Source organism: Luteimonas sp. A482 (assembly GCF_054072655.1).
In genome coordinates this window covers 757,506-772,451 of the sequence record NZ_JBSVRO010000001.1, presented here as the reverse complement: position 1 = coordinate 772,451, position 14,946 = coordinate 757,506, and the positions used below count along the sequence as shown (strand labels likewise).

Annotated in this window: 5 protein-coding genes; 3 read left to right on the top strand and 2 right to left on the bottom strand. The window is 70.1% G+C overall.

The features are described 5' to 3' along the window. The first annotated feature begins 77 nt into the window (after positions 1-77). Positions 78-1,691 (top strand): GMC family oxidoreductase, encoded by a 1,614-nt coding sequence (locus ACW5DW_RS03395; RefSeq protein WP_457017366.1) that lies wholly within the window; start codon positions 78-80, stop codon positions 1,689-1,691. Between the two features lie 184 nt (positions 1,692-1,875). Then, positions 1,876-10,644 carry a GH36-type glycosyl hydrolase domain-containing protein gene (locus tag ACW5DW_RS03390; protein WP_457017365.1) on the top strand — a complete coding sequence of 2,923 codons (8,769 nt, stop codon included), beginning with the start codon at positions 1,876-1,878 and terminating at the stop codon, positions 10,642-10,644. Positions 10,645-10,788: 144 nt separating this feature from the next. On the opposite strand, the gene ACW5DW_RS03385 is transcribed toward ACW5DW_RS03390, so the two are convergent. Beyond that, a complete protein-coding gene (locus tag ACW5DW_RS03385) occupies positions 10,789-12,678 on the bottom strand; it encodes a M48 family metallopeptidase (RefSeq protein WP_457017364.1) in 1,890 nt (629 codons plus the stop codon). 56 nt (positions 12,679-12,734) lie between these two features. Beyond that, positions 12,735-13,316, bottom strand: a complete 582-nt coding sequence (locus ACW5DW_RS03380) for a LemA family protein (protein ID WP_457018388.1) — start codon at positions 13,314-13,316, stop codon at positions 12,735-12,737. A gap of 105 nt (positions 13,317-13,421) precedes the next feature. Here ACW5DW_RS03380 and ACW5DW_RS03375 point away from each other — a divergent pair, with 105 nt between their 5' ends. Beyond that, positions 13,422-14,816 (top strand): serine hydrolase domain-containing protein, encoded by a 1,395-nt coding sequence (locus tag ACW5DW_RS03375; RefSeq protein ID WP_457017363.1) that lies wholly within the window; start codon positions 13,422-13,424, stop codon positions 14,814-14,816. The last annotated feature ends 130 nt before the right edge of the window (positions 14,817-14,946 follow it).

The window sequence follows — 14,946 nt, the reverse complement described above, 5'->3', positions numbered from 1 at the left end:
GCAAACGGTAGCCGAATGCGCCTGCGCGTTCCAGCGCGCCGAGCATATGCTCCAGGCCCCGCACCTACAGTGCGCCGATGCGCGCCAGACCCGCCAACCCCAACGCAGGCTTCGACTACATCGTGGTCGGCGCCGGCTCGGCCGGCTGCGTGCTGGCCAATCGGCTGTCGGAGGATCCGGACGTGCGCGTGCTGCTGCTGGAGGCCGGTGGCCGCGGCTGGCACCCGTTCATCCACATGCCCGCCGGCCTGGCCCGGCTGGTCCACCGCACCGACATCAACTGGAATTACCACACCGCACCGGAGCCGCAGCTCGAAGGCCGGCGCCTGTGGTGGCCGCGTGGCAAGGTGCTGGGCGGATCGAGTTCGATCAACGCGATGTGCTACACCCGCGGCCATCGGCGCGACTACGACGACTGGGCAGCGATGGGCGCAAGCGGCTGGGGCTGGGACGACGTGCTGCCGTACTTCCGCCGCAGCGAAGCCAACGCCCGCGGCGGCGATGCGCTGCACGGCGGCGACGGCCCGCTGTCGGTGTGCGACCTGGGCCACGTCAATCCGCTCTCGCACGCGTTCGTCGAAGCCGCGCAACAGGCAGGCCATCCGCGCAACCCGGATTTCAACGGCCCGGTGCAGGACGGCGTCGGGCTGTACCAGGTCAGCCAGCGCAAGGGTGCGCGCTGCTCGGCGGCGGCCGCCTACCTGGCACCGGCCAGGCCGCGCCCGAACCTGTCGGTCGTCACCGGCGCGCAGGCCCAGCGCATCACCTTCGAACATGGCCGCGCGACCGGCGTGGTCTACACCGCGCGCGGCCGCGCCTTCCACCAGCCGGCGACAGGCGAGGTGCTCCTGTCCGGTGGCGCGATCAATTCACCGCAGCTGCTGATGCTGTCGGGGATCGGCCCGGCGGCGGAGCTGCGACGCCACGGCATCCGCGTGCAGCATGACGCGCCGGGCGTGGGCGCCAACCTGCAGGACCACCTCGACATCTGCACGCTGTGGCATTCCACGCAGCGGGTGTCATACGACCGCGCCAGCGAGCTGCGCCTGGCCTTCGACTACTACCTGCGCGGCCGTCGCGGCGCCGGCAGCAGCAACCTCGCCGAGGCCGGGGGCTTCGTGCGTTCCGCGCTGGCGACCGACGAGCGCGCCGACATCCAGCTGCATTTCGTGCCGGCGATGCTCGACGACCACGGCCGGCGCCGCCTGCCCGGAGACGGCTACACCCTGCACGCCTGCTTCCTGCGGCCGCGCAGCCGCGGCCGGATCGCGCTGGCCAGCAACCGTGGCGGCGACGCACCGATGATCGAGCCGAACTACCTCTCCGATGCGGAAGGCTTCGACCTGGAGATGATGGTCGAGTGTGCGAAGGTCTCTCGCGAGATCCTGGCCCGGCCTGCGTTCGATCCATACCGCGGCGCACCGATCTTCCCGGCGCGCGACGGGCTGGATGACGCGCAGCTTGCCGCCTTCATCCGCGCCCGTGCCGAAAGCGTCTACCACCCGGTCGGCAGCTGCCGGATGGGCAGCGACGATGCCGCGGTGGTGGATCAGCAACTGCGCGTGCGCGGTGTCGACGGCCTGCGCGTGGTCGATGCCTCGGTGATGCCGACATTGCCGGGCGGCAACACCAACGCTCCCACGATCATGATCGCCGAACGCGCTGCCGCGTTGATCCGCAACCGCGCCTGACCCTCGCGGGCCACTGTCGCGCTGGCGCGCCGACAGCGGAGCCGCGACGTGCCCGGTTGCTCCATTCGTTGCTTTCCCTTCCCGGTTGGCCTGCGCACAGCGTGTCGGCCGACGCGGCGGGACACCGGAAACGCAGTGCTCGCGCCTTTCACGGTAACCGCGTGCCCGTGACCTACCATGACGAATGCGCAATGACCCTCAGGTAGACCGACTTTCCCTCTGGTTTCGCAGGAGCCTGCGGTGGTTCCGGAAGGTCCAGCGGCGTGTAACGGCGCGAGCGCGGGCCACCACGCATGAACCGCCATTGCGCGCGCAGCTGTTCAGCGCCGAGCAGATGGAGGTGCACGGCCGCGTACTGGCGAAGTCCCACCGCGTCAGGCGCAAGTCGGGACCAGACCTGCTGCTGGCGCGGCTCGACGAGAACCAGAAGCTGCTCGACCGCGCCTGCACCCTGCTCATCGAAGCGGTGCACGCCGGCCGGACGCCGACGCCGGCGAGCGAGTGGCTGCTCGACAACATCTACCTGGTCGAAGAGCAGATCGCGATCGCCCGCCGCCACCTGCCCAAGGGCTACAGCCGCGAGCTGCCGCAGCTAGACCAGGGCCCGTCCACGGGCCTGCCCCGCGTGTACGACCTGGCGCTCAACGCCATCTCCCATGGCGACGGCCGCGTCGATGGCGAGAGCCTGGTCCGTTTCGTCGGCGCCTATCAGACGGTGACGCCACTCAAGCTCGGCGAGCTCTGGGCGATCCCGATCATGCTGCGCCTGGCGCTGATCGAGAACCTGCGCCGCATCAGCACACGCATCATCGAAGACCGCGTCGACCGCAGCCTCGCCGAGGACTGGGCGGACCGGCTGACCGACATCGCCGAGTCAGATCCCAGGCATCTGGTGCTGGTGATCGCGGACATGGTGCGCTCGCAGCCACCTGCCAGCAGTTCCTTCGTCGCCGAGTTCGCACGGCGCCTGCAGGGCAGGAGTTCGGAACTGGCCCTGCCCCTGACCTGGGTCGAGCAGTGGCTGGCCGACGCCGGCCAGAGCATCGAGCAGATGGTCCAGGCGGAGGCCCAGCAGCAGGCAGCGGCCCAGGTTTCGATCAGCAACAGCATCTCCAGCCTGCGGTTCCTGGCGATGATGGACTGGCGCGAGTTCGTCGAGGCCCTGAGCGTGGTCGACGCCACGCTGCGGCAGGACCCCTCGGACACCTATGGGGCGATGGACTTCGCCACACGCGACAACTACCGGCAGAACATCGAACTGATCGCGCGCCGCGGCGGACTGTCCGAGGACGCGGTGGCCACGCAGGTGCTGGAACTGGCACAGGCGCATGCCACGCAAGCGGGCAGCCACGAGCTCGCCGCGCATGTCGGCTATTACCTGATCGACGAGGGCCGCGGCGCGCTGGAGAACGCGCTGGCGCTGCGCGGCGTCACCCGCAGCGTGCGCCGGACCGCCCGCCGCCTGCCGCTGCTGGCCTACACCCTGCCCGGTGCGCTGGTGGTGGCGCTGTTCACCTGGGCGACCCTGCGCGGTGCGCTGTCGCCGGCCGAGCGCGGTTGGGCCTGGCTGGCGCTGGGGCTGTGCGTGATCGCCTACAGCGAGCTGGCGGTTGCACTGGTCAACCGGGTCGCCACCTGGCTGGTCCGACCCGACGCCTTGCCGCGGCTCGACTACTCCGCGGGCGTGCCGGCGGACATGCGCACCCTGGTCGTGGTGCCGACGATGTTCGGCAGCACCAGCGGCATCGCCTCCCTGGCCGAGGCGCTGGAGGTGCGCTTCCTCGCCAATCGCGACGACCACGTCCACTTTGCGCTGCTGACCGACTTCTTCGACGCCGCCGAGCAGCACCTTCCCGAAGACGAGGCGCTGATGGATGCGGCGCAGCGCGAGATCGACGTGCTCAACGCGCGCTACGCGCCCGAACACCATGACCGCTTCTTCCTGTTCCATCGCCCGCGCAGCTGGAACCCGCGCGAACGGGCGTGGATGGGCCTGGAGCGCAAGCGCGGCAAGCTCGCGGCGCTCAATGCGCTGCTCCGCGGCGATGCGGGGAACGCCTTCGTGCGCGTGGCGGGCAACACCGCTTTGCTCGGCGAGGTGCGCTATGTGATCACGCTCGACACCGACACCCAACTGCCGCGCGATGCCGCGCGGGAACTGGTCGGCACCCTGGCGCATCCGATCAACCGTGCGCGCTTCGACGCGCGCCGACGGGTGGTCACCCGCGGCTATGGAATCCTGCAGCCGCGCGTGGGGATCAGCATGAGCGGCGAGCGGCATTCCCGCTACGCCAGCCTGTATGGCAGCGAGCCTGGCATCGATCCCTACACCCGGGCCGTGTCGGACGTGTACCAGGACCTGTTCGGCGAAGGATCGTTCGTCGGCAAGGGCATCTACGACGTCGATGCATTCGAACATTCGCTGGAAGGGCGCATGCCGGACAACCGCATCCTCAGCCATGACCTGCTCGAGGGTTGCTACGCGCGCGCAGGGCTGGTGAGCGACGTGCAGCTGTACGAGGACTACCCGGCGCGCTACGCCGCCGACGTCAAGCGCAGGCACCGCTGGATCCGCGGCGACTGGCAGCTGCTGCCGTGGCTGCTGCCGCTGGTGCCGTTGCAGACTGCCGCCGCGGGTGCGGCGCCTGCGAAGACGCTGGAGCGCAACCCGCTGTCGATGCTGTCGCGCGGCAAGCTGCTCGACAACCTGCGTCGCAGCCTGTTTCCGACCGCGCTCACCGCCCTGCTGGTGCTGGGCTGGGCGCTGGCCGCCGATCCGCTGGCCTGGACGCTGTGGCTGCTGTCGATCCTGTTGCTGCCGCCCTTGCTGGCCTCGCTGGTCGACCTGTTCAAGCGTCCGGCCGACATGCCGCTGGCGGCACACCTGCGCCAGGCCTGGGCGGCGATGGGGCGCAGCTTCGCGCACGCACCGGTGAGCCTGGCGTGCCTGCCCTATGAGGCGTTCTTCAGCCTCGATGCGATCATGCGGACGCTGTGGCGCATGTGCATCACGCGGCGGAAGCTGCTGCAGTGGCGTCCGTCGAGCGAAGTGGAGCGCACGCTTGGCAACACCCTCGCCGATTCCCTGCGCACGATGTGGTTCGCGCCCGCGCTGGCCGTCGCCACCGTCGTGCTGCTGCTTCGCGTGGAGCCGGCGGCATTGTGGGTGGCGGCGCCGGTGCTGGCGCTCTGGGCCGCGTCGCCAGCGCTGATGTGGTGGCTGGGGCGTCCCCGTGCGCATCCGGGTTCCAACCTCGACGCATCGCAGCTGCAGTTCCTCGGGCGCCTCGCACGGCGCACATGGGCATTCTTCGAAACCCATGTCACCGAACAGGACCACTGGCTGCCGCCGGACAACGTGCAGGAACACCCGACCCTGGTGGTCGCGCGCCGCACCTCGCCGACCAACATCGGCCTGTCTCTGCTGGCCGACCTGGCCGCGTACGACTTCGGCTACCTGCCGGTGGCCGGGGTGGTCCAGCGCACCGGCAACACGCTGCGCACGCTCGAGTCGATGCCGCGCCACCGCGGCCATTTCTACAACTGGTACGACACCGCGACCCTGGAGCCGCTGGCGCCCAAGTACGTCTCCGCGGTCGACAGCGGCAACCTGGCCGGCCACCTGCTGACCCTGCGCCAGGGGCTGCTGGCCCTGCGCGAGGCGCCGGTGCTGTCGCCAAACGTATTCCAGGGCATGGCGGATACGTTCGGCCTGGTCGTGGAAACGACGGCAGGCCAGCCGATGGGCGAGACGATGCGCACCATCGCCGACCGCCTTGCGGTCGCCCGCAGCGCTCCACCGCGCACCGTGGCCGAGGCGCACCGCGTGCTGGCCGAATTGGAGGCGCTGTCCACCGCAGTTGCAGCCGATCAGGCAGCCGCGCCGGAAGAGATCGGGTACTGGTCGCGGGCGCTTGCCGCACAGTGCGCGGCCGCGCGCGAGGAATTGCAGATCTTCGCGCCAGCCGCGCAGGCTGCGGCCACGCATGCGCCAACGGCCGATCCATCCGCGCGCATCCCGACGCTGCGCGAGGTGGCCTCGGGCGTCGCACCCGCCGATCCGCTCCGGGCCAGCGCCCGCAATGCGGCCCGGGCTCGCATCACCGAGCTCGAGCGGCTGGCCCACATCGCAGGCCAATGCGCCTTGATGGACCATCGCTTCCTCTACGATCGCAGCCGCCACCTGCTGTCGATCGGCTACAGCGTCGACGACCACCGTCATGACGCCGGCTACTACGACCTGCTCGCGTCCGAGGCACGGCTCGCCAACTTCGTCGCGATCGCCCAGGGCCAGCTGCCGAAGGAAAGCTGGTTTGCGCTCGGGCGGCTGCTGACCGAGGTCGACGGGGCCTCCACGCTGCTGTCGTGGAGCGGATCGATGTTCGAGTACCTGATGCCGCAGCTGGTGATGCCCAGCTACGCGGGCACGCTACTGGACCAGACCGCGAAGCACTCGGTGCAACGCCAGATCGAGTACGGGCGCCAGCGCAACGTGCCGTGGGGCATTTCCGAGTCCGGCTACAACCTCGTCGACGCGCGCATGAACTACCAGTACCGCGCGTTCGGCGTCCCGGGCCTGGGCCTCAAGCGCGGCCTGTCGCAGGACCTGGTGATCGCACCCTACGCCAGCATGATGGCGCTGATGGTCGCCCCCGAGGCGGCGTGCGCGAACCTGCAGCGGCTGACAGCGGCGGGCTTCGGCGGAATGTTCGGCCTGTACGAGGCCATCGACTACACGCCTGCCCGCCTGCCGCGTGGCCAGAGCCATGCTGTGGTCCGCTCGTTCATGTCCCACCACCAGGGCATGGGCCTGCTGGCGCTGGACTACCTGCTGCGCGACCAGCCGATGCAGAAGCGCTTTGTCGAGGATCCGGAGTTCCAGGCGACCCTGCTGCTGCTGCAGGAGCGCATCCCGCGCACCGGCGCGTTCCATCCGCACTCGGCCGAGGTCGCTTCGGCGGCGCCGGTCGGCGAGGTCGACGGTGGCCAGCTGCGGGTGTTCCGCACGCCCGACACGGCCCGGCCCACGATCCAGATGCTGTCCAACGGCCGCTACCACGTGCTGCTGACCGGCGCCGGCGGCGGCTACAGCCGCGTCGGCGACATCGCGGTCACGCGCTGGCGCGAGGACGGCACGCGCGACCACTGGGGCAGCTTCTGCTTCCTGCGCGACGTGGAGAGCGGGGCGTTCTGGTCCACCGCCTACCAGCCCACGGCCGTGCCGGTCGACGGCTACGAGGCGATCTTCTCCGATGCCAAGGCCGAGTTCCGCGGCCGCAAGCATGGCGTCGAGTCGCACACCGAGATCGCGGTGTCGCCCGAGGACGACATCGAGCTGCGCCGCCTGCGCCTCACCAACCTCTCGCGCACCGCGCGCACCATCGAAGTCACCACCTATGCCGAGGTGGTGCTGGCCCCGGCCATCTCGGACGAACTGCACCCGGCCTTCAGCAACCTGTTCGTGCAGACCGAACTGGTCGGAGCCAGCCAGGCGATCGTCTGCACCCGGCGACCGCGCGCACTTGGCGAGACACCGCCCTGGATGTTCCACCTGCTCGCGGTCCACGACGCGGACATCGGCGCGATTTCGTACGAGACCGACCGGTCTCGATTCATCGGGCGCGGTCGCACGCTTGTGGCGCCGCATGCGCTGACGGACGCCGAGGCATTGTCGAACGCATCGGGATCGGTGCTCGATCCGGTGGTCGCGATCCGCTGCCGGATCACCCTGCAGCCAGGACGTTCGGCGACCATCGACATGGTCACCGGCGTGGCCGATGCGAGGGACGCCTGCGTTGCGCTGGTGGACAAGTACCGCGACCGCCGGCTGGCCGACCGCGTGTTCGACCTGGCCTGGACCCACTGCCAGGTGGTGCGTCGCCAGATCAACGCCAGCGAGGCCGACGCGCAGCTGTACGAACAGATCGCCGGACACATGGTGTTCGCCAACTCGGCACTGCGTGCCGAACCCGCGGTGCTGCTGCAGAACCGGCGCGGTCAGTCGGGTCTGTGGGGGCAGGCGATCTCGGGCGACCACCCCATCGCGCTGGTCCGCATCGCCGACGGCGCCAACATCGAACTGGTTCGGCAGATGGTGCAAGCCCACGCGTACTGGCGGCTCAAGGGGCTGGCCGTGGACCTGGTGATCTGGAACGAGGACCACGCCGGCTACCGGCAGCAGCTGCAGGACCAGATCATGGGCCTGGTCGCCGCCGGCATCGAAGCCAACGTGATCGATCGCCCCGGCGGCATCTTCGTGCGCCCCGCGCAGCAGCTGTCGCAGGAGGAACGCATCCTGCTGCAGTCGGTGGCCCGGGTGATCGTCAGCGATACCGACGGATCGCTTGCCGAGCAGGTCGCGCGCAGGCCGCCCGCGCCCGCGCCAGGCCCACTGCTGGTGGCCAATCCGGTGCAGTACGACCTGATCGGTGATGCAGACGAGGACCCGCACGCGGCGAGCGACGTCGTGGACCCATGGCCGTTCGACGCCGTCTCGGAGGATCGGATCCTCGACAACGGCCTCGGCGCGTTCTCCGCCGACGGCCGCGAGTACATCATCGAGCCCGGCCCTGGCGGAGTGACGCCGGCGCCGTGGTCGAACGTGCTGGCCAACGCCGACTTCGGCTGCGTGGTCAGCGACAGCGCGCCCGGCTACACCTGGACCGAGAACGCGCACGAGTTCCGGCTCACCCCCTGGCACAACGATCCGGTCGGCGATACCAGCGGCGAAGCGTTCTACCTGCGCGACGAGGACACGGGCAAGGTGTGGTCGCCCATGCCCTGGCCGGTCCGCGGCGAGGGCAGCTACCGCACGCGGCACGGCTTCGGCTACAGCGTGTTCGAGCACGTCGAGGACGGCATCGCCAGCGAGCTGTGGGTCTATGTCGACCTGGAGCAAGCAGTGAAGTACAGCGTGCTGCGGCTGCGCAACCGGTCCGGCCGGCCCAGGCGCCTGTCGGCCACCGGTTACGTGGAATGGGTGCTCGGCGACCTCGGCGCCAGGACGCGGATGCACGTGATCAGCGAGGTCGACGGCGACAGCGGCGTGCTCACCGCGCGCAACAGCTACAACACCGAATTCGCCGACCGGGTCGCGTTCTTCGATGCCGACACCCATGGCGTCGGCCACGAGGGCCGCAGCATCACCGCCGACCGCGTCGAATTCCTCGGCCGCAACGGCAGCATGCAGGCCCCCGCCGCCCTGCAGCGCCAGCGGCTGTCGGGCCGGCTCGGCGCAGGGCTGGACCCGTGCGCGGCGATCCAGGTCCCGATCCTGATCGCGATCGGCGGCGAGACCGAGACGGTCTTCCGCCTCGGGATCGGGCGCAACTGGGGGGAGGCGATCGCCCTGGCACGCCGCACGCGCGGCTCCGGCGCGGCGCACGACGCGCTCGACGTGGTGCGCATCCACTGGCTGCGCACGCTCGGCGCGGTGCGCGTGGAAACGCCCGACCCCGCCGTGGACGTGCTCGCCAACGGATGGTTGCTGTACCAGACCATCGGCTGCCGCTACCTGGCACGCAGCGGCTACTACCAGTCCGGCGGCGCGTTCGGCTTCCGCGACCAGCTGCAGGACATCATGGCGATGCTGCACGCGCAGGCCGCGCTGGCGCGCGAACACCTGCTGCGCAGCGCGGCCCACCAGTTCCCCGAAGGCGACGTGCTGCACTGGTGGCACCCGCCGCAGGACCGAGGCGTGCGCACGCGCTGTTCGGACGACTACCTGTGGCTGCCGGTGGCGACGGCGCGCTACGTGGAGGTGACCGGCGATGCCGGCGTGCTCGACGAGCGCGTGCATTACATCGAAGGGCGCCCGGTCAACCCCGACGAGGAGTCGTATTACGACCTGCCCCTGCCCTCGGGTCTGAGCGAGGACCTGTACCAGCACTGCGTGCGCTCGCTGCGGCGCGGCATGCGCCTGCTTGGCGAGCGCGGCCTGCCGCTGATCGCCACGGGCGACTGGAACGACGGCATGAACCGCGTCGGCGAACGCGGGCGCGGCGAGAGCGTGTGGCTGGGCTTCTTCCTGTACGACGCACTCGGGTGCTTCGATCCCCTGGCGCGGATGCGCAACGACCACGCCTTCGCCGCTGAGTGCCAGGCCGCCGCCGAACGCCTGCGCGAAGCGCTGGAGATGCATGCCTGGGATGGCGCCTGGTACCGGCGCGCATGGTTCGACAACGGCGCCCCGCTGGGCTCGACCGAAAGCGACGAATGCCGCATCGACTCGATCGCGCAGAGCTGGTCGGTGCTCTCGGGCGCCGGTGCACCGGAACGCACGAAACAGGCTCTCGCCTCGCTTGACACACACCTGGTGCGACGCGACGCCGGCCTGATCCAGCTGCTCGATCCGCCCTTCGACAAGACCGCGCAGGACCCGGGCTACATCCGCGGCTACGTGCCCGGCGTGCGCGAGAACGGCGGCCAGTACACGCATGCCGCGATCTGGGCGACGATGGCCTTTGCCAAGGTGGGCGACAGCGCCAAGGCCTGGGAACTGCTGGGCCTGATCAACCCGATCAACCATGCCCGCGACGCCGCAGGGATCGCGACCTACAAGGTCGAACCCTACGTCGTCTCGGCCGACGTCTACGCGGTCGCGCCGCACGTGGGCCGCGGTGGATGGAGCTGGTACACCGGTTCGTCCGGCTGGATGTACCGGCTGATCGTCGAATCGCTGCTGGGCCTGCAGCGCCGCGGCGACACGCTGCAGCTTGCGCCGTGCATCCCGGCGGACTGGCCCGAGTACTCACTGCGCTACCGCTACGGCGATACCGTCTACCGGATCCATGTGCGCCAGCAGCCGGCCGGCATGACGCCGGTCGGGCTGCGGGTGGACGGCGTCGAGCAACAGGGCTTCGTCATCGCGCTGATGGACGACCACGCCGAACACATCGTCGAGATCGTGCATACGCCTGACGCCGCGCACGTAGCCGTCATCGAACCGGAATGACCGGGCGGGCGTTGCCGGTGGCAGCCTCTATCGGTGATGCCGCGTGCCTGCATCTGGCCCCGCCCCGGCCCACCGCGGCCCCGGGCCGGACCATGTTGGACAGTCAGCGTGTCCGCCCGGGCCGCGTGCGCGCCCGGGCAGGGTTCAGTGGCGCTCCAGCATCGGCGGCAGCGGGCAATGCAGCACGCCGCAGATGGTGCGCAGCAGCTCGGATTCGGCCACCGACACGCGGCCGTCATGGGACACCGCAGCGGTGATCGCCTCGACCGTGACCTGCTTGGCCAGCGGGTCGAGCGCGTCCAGCGGCTCCCACACCGCGTCCAGCGCCAGCACGCCTTCGGCAGGCGGCGCGTACGGCAGGTGGTCACGCGGCAGCACGCGCTGCATGCCGGCAAGATAGGCGCGGCGCGCGGCATCGGGATCCTGCGGATTGCCGGCATGGGCGACGACCGCGAGCAGGGTGGCGAATTCCTGGCGCACGTTGCCGGGCTTGCGCCGGCCGAAGCGCGCGTAACGGCCGGGGTCGAGCGTCTCGCGCAGCTGTACCTCCAGCAGGCGCCCGAGGCAGTACTCGAACAGGCTCACGCGACCATCGGCATGCACGACCGCGTGCACGGTGTCCAGGAAGGTCGCGAGTTCCGGACGCGGGCGCAGGCGCATGGCCGGGAAGGCCAGTGACGCCAGCGGCATGCGCAGCATCGGATGCAGCGCCTGCAGGTGCTCCTCGCGCAGGCGTCGCGCTTCCGCGGCCGCCTGTACGCCGAGCCTGGCGACGATCTCGCTGCGCTGCCGATCGGCCACCTCGGCGTCGCCGTCCAGCAGCAGCCCCAGCAGCAGCATCCCGGCGCCATCGCGTCGGCCGGCCATCGTGCGCAGTTCCTGCGGCATCGTGGCCACGATCGTGTCGGCGCGGCGATAGTCGTCATCGCGCGGGTCGGCGACCTGGGACGACACCATCGGCGGCGTGAGGTCGATCCGCGCCGACGCCTGCGGCAGCACGCCGTGCCCCGGTCCGACCAGGCCCATCTGCACGTCCTCGTCCAGTCCGCTGGGCGGCATGGCCAGCCACTGCGACTTCAGGCGCTCCAGGCTCTCTGCGCGGAACGACGGCTCCAGCGCCTGGATCCGCTGCAGCACGGGCGGGTGCGTGGCGAACAGCCCGCTCAATCCGGTGCCGTCGCCAAACAGCATGTGGCTGACCTCTTCGGCGTCGGCGCGCTCGGCCAGCCGCGAGCCGTCGTGCAGGCCGGCAATCTTCTTCAGCGCGCCGGCAAGGCCGCTGGGCTGGCGCGTGAACTGCACCGCCGAAGCATCGGCAAGCACCTCGCGACTGCGGCTGACCGCGGCCTTGATCATGCGCCCGAAGAACAGGCCGACGTAGCCGACCAGCAGCACGATCAGCGCGCCCACCAGCACCGGCATCGCGCCGCGGCCGCGCACGCTGCCGCCGTGCTGCAGGATCTTGCGGCCGATCAGGCCCAGCATGAGGATGCCGAACAGCACGCCGACCAGGCGGATGTTCAGGCGCATGTCGCCGTTGAGGATGTGGCTGTACTCGTGCGCGATCACGCCCTGCAGCTCATCGCGGTTGAGCCGGTCGAGCGCGCCTCGGGTGACCGCGATCACCGCGTCGGAGGTCGAATAGCCCGCGGCGAACGCATTGATCCCCGGCTCGTGCTCCATCACGTAGATCTTCGGCACCGGCACGCCCGAGGCGATCGACATCTCCTCCACCACGTTGCGCAGGCGACGCAGGTGCAGGTCGGTGGTGTCCTCGGGGACCGGCACGCCGCCCATCTGCTGCGCCACCGCTTCGCCGCCGCCGCGCAGCGACGCGACCCGGTACAGCGAACCCACCCCGACCACGCCCAGCGCCAGCAGGGTCGACATCGCCAGCAGCGCCGGATCGGCGCCGAACACCAGCAGCACGCCCAGGTCCACCGCCACCACGATCCCGACGACGGCCAGCGCGAACAGCAGCACCAGCCGTGACGTGTTGCGGCGCGCCTGCTCCTGGCGTTCGAAGAAGTTCATGGAAGGGCGGCGATGCGCTTTACAACAGGCGAAGAGTCATCACGAAGCACGGGCGTTCAGAACTGCACCTTCGGAGCTTCGCGCACTTCGGCACGGTCGGCGGGGATGTCGAGCAGGGCGGCGGGGGCGAAGTTGAACATGCCCGCGACGATGCTGGACGGAAACACCTCGCGCTTGGTGTTGTAGGCCATCACCGAGTCGTTGTAGGCCTGGCGGGCAAAGGCGACCTTGTTCTCGGTACTGGTCAGCTCTTCGGTGAGCTGCATCATGTTCTGGCTGGCCTTGAGGTCGGGATAGGCCTCGACCACGACCATCAGCCGACCCAGCGCGCCGTTCAGGGCGCCCTGCGTTTGCGACAGCTCGGCCATCGCAGCCGGGTCGCCAGGCGCTGCCTTGGCCGCCGACAGCCCGGCCTGCGCGGCGGTACGGGCGGCAGTCACCGCTTCGAGCGTGCCGCGTTCGTGCGAGAGATAACCCTTGGCGGTTTCCACCAGGTTGGGGATCAGGTCGAAGCGCCGCTGCAGCTGCACGTCGATCTGTGCGAAGGCATTCCTGAATACGTTGCGCGCGGTCACCAGACCGTTGTAGATGCCCACCGCCCAGGCGCCGAAGACGACGACAAGTCCGATCAGGATCATCAGCAGAATCAGTCCACTCACGAAGATTCCTCCCCTTGTTCATGCAAGTGCGGAAACAGGCGCATATGATCGCCTGAAGCAGAGCATACGCAGGGGACAGTCCCGATGAAAGCGAACCTCCCCCGGCCGCGCAGCACACGCCTGCATCGCGCACTGCTGCTCGGCCTGCTGCCGGCGATCGCCCTGACCGTCGCCGCGCAGACTCCGTTGCCGTGGACCAGTGACGCGCCCGCCGCGGCGGATGTGACGCCAGCGCCGATCGTGCCGGTGGTGCCGTCGGACCGCCCCGTGCCGTTGCCGGCCGAGGTCAAGCGGCAGCCGCTCGCGGAAGGCTTCGACGTGCGCCTGTTCGAGGCGATGGCACAGGACCTGGTCGCCAACCAGCGCGTGCCGGGCCTGGCGATGGCGATCGTCCACGACGGACGGATCCTCAGCGCGCGCGGCTACGGCATCACCGACGTATCCGATGCCGAACCGGTGGACGCGCATACGGTGTTCCGCCTGGCCTCGCTGTCCAAATCCTTCGCCGGCACCGTGACCGGCATGCTGGTGTCCGAGGGCGCGCTGCGCTGGGACAGCCGCGTCGCCGACTTCATGCCGAGCCTGCAGTTCGCCGATCCGTCCGCCGCGCAGCAGCTCACCGTCGCCGACGTGCTCAGCCACCGGGTCGGCCTGCGCCACCACACCTACGACCGCGACATCGAGGGCAACGCCGACTACCACAGCCTGGTGCAGCGGTTCGCAGCGGCGCCGATGGCCTGCGCCCCGGGCGACTGCTATGGCTACCAGAATGTCGCCTTCAGCCTGGTTGGCGACGTGGTGTTCGCGGCCAGCGGGCAGTTCTACAGCGAGTCGGTGGCGCGCCGCATCTTCAAACCGCTGGGCATGAACGACGCCAGCCTCGGCCTGGACGGCATCACCGCCAGTTCGCGCTGGGCCAGGCCCCACGTGCGCGCCGGCGCCGGTTGGAAATCGCTGACGCCCAAGCCCACCTACTATCGCCTCGCGCCTGCCGCCGGCGTCAACGCCAGCATCGCCGACATGGCGCAGTGGCTGCTCGCACAGGGCGGACATCGCCCGGACGTGCTGCCTGCGCCGCTGCTGGCCACGCTGCAGGCGCCGATCGTCGGCACCCCCGGCGAGATCCGCGGCAGCTCGTGGCGACGCGAGCGCCTGAACTCCGCGGGCTACGGCCTGGGCTGGCGCGTGTACGACTACGCGGGCCATCGCCTGGTCTTCCACGGTGGTGCGGTGCAGGGCTACCGCGGCCTGATGGCGATGCTGCCCGAGCGCGACGTGGGCGTGGTGGTGCTCTGGAACAGCAACAGTTCGCTGCCCTCGGGCCTGCTGCCGACGATCCTCGACCGCGCGATCGGCCTGCCTGCGCAGCAGTGGCTGGACGTCGATATCGACATGGAAGCGCTCTACGCATCCGACGGCGCGGACGCGCCGGCAAACGGCGGCCCGCAGTCGGGGAAGGCTGAAGCGCGCCCGCGCTGAAGGCTGCGCCGGACGCTGCGACATAGGGGGCGGTGAAGGGACAGTCGGTGCTCGCACGGGCTTGCTGTGGGCGGTGGGGCTGGTCGGCGGTGATCGCGGCTGAAGCCGCTCCTACAGCCACGCCCCGCAG

Coding starts and splice junctions, on each gene's coding strand:
- ACW5DW_RS03385 (WP_457017364.1), bottom strand. CDS start 12,678: ATGAACTTCTTCGAACGCCAGGAGCAGGCGCGCCGCAACACGTCACGG.
- ACW5DW_RS03375 (WP_457017363.1), top strand. CDS start 13,422: ATGAAAGCGAACCTCCCCCGGCCGCGCAGCACACGCCTGCATCGCGCA.
- ACW5DW_RS03390 (WP_457017365.1), top strand. CDS start 1,876: ATGCGCAATGACCCTCAGGTAGACCGACTTTCCCTCTGGTTTCGCAGG.
- ACW5DW_RS03395 (WP_457017366.1), top strand. CDS start 78: ATGCGCGCCAGACCCGCCAACCCCAACGCAGGCTTCGACTACATCGTG.
- ACW5DW_RS03380 (WP_457018388.1), bottom strand. CDS start 13,316: ATGATCCTGATCGGACTTGTCGTCGTCTTCGGCGCCTGGGCGGTGGGC.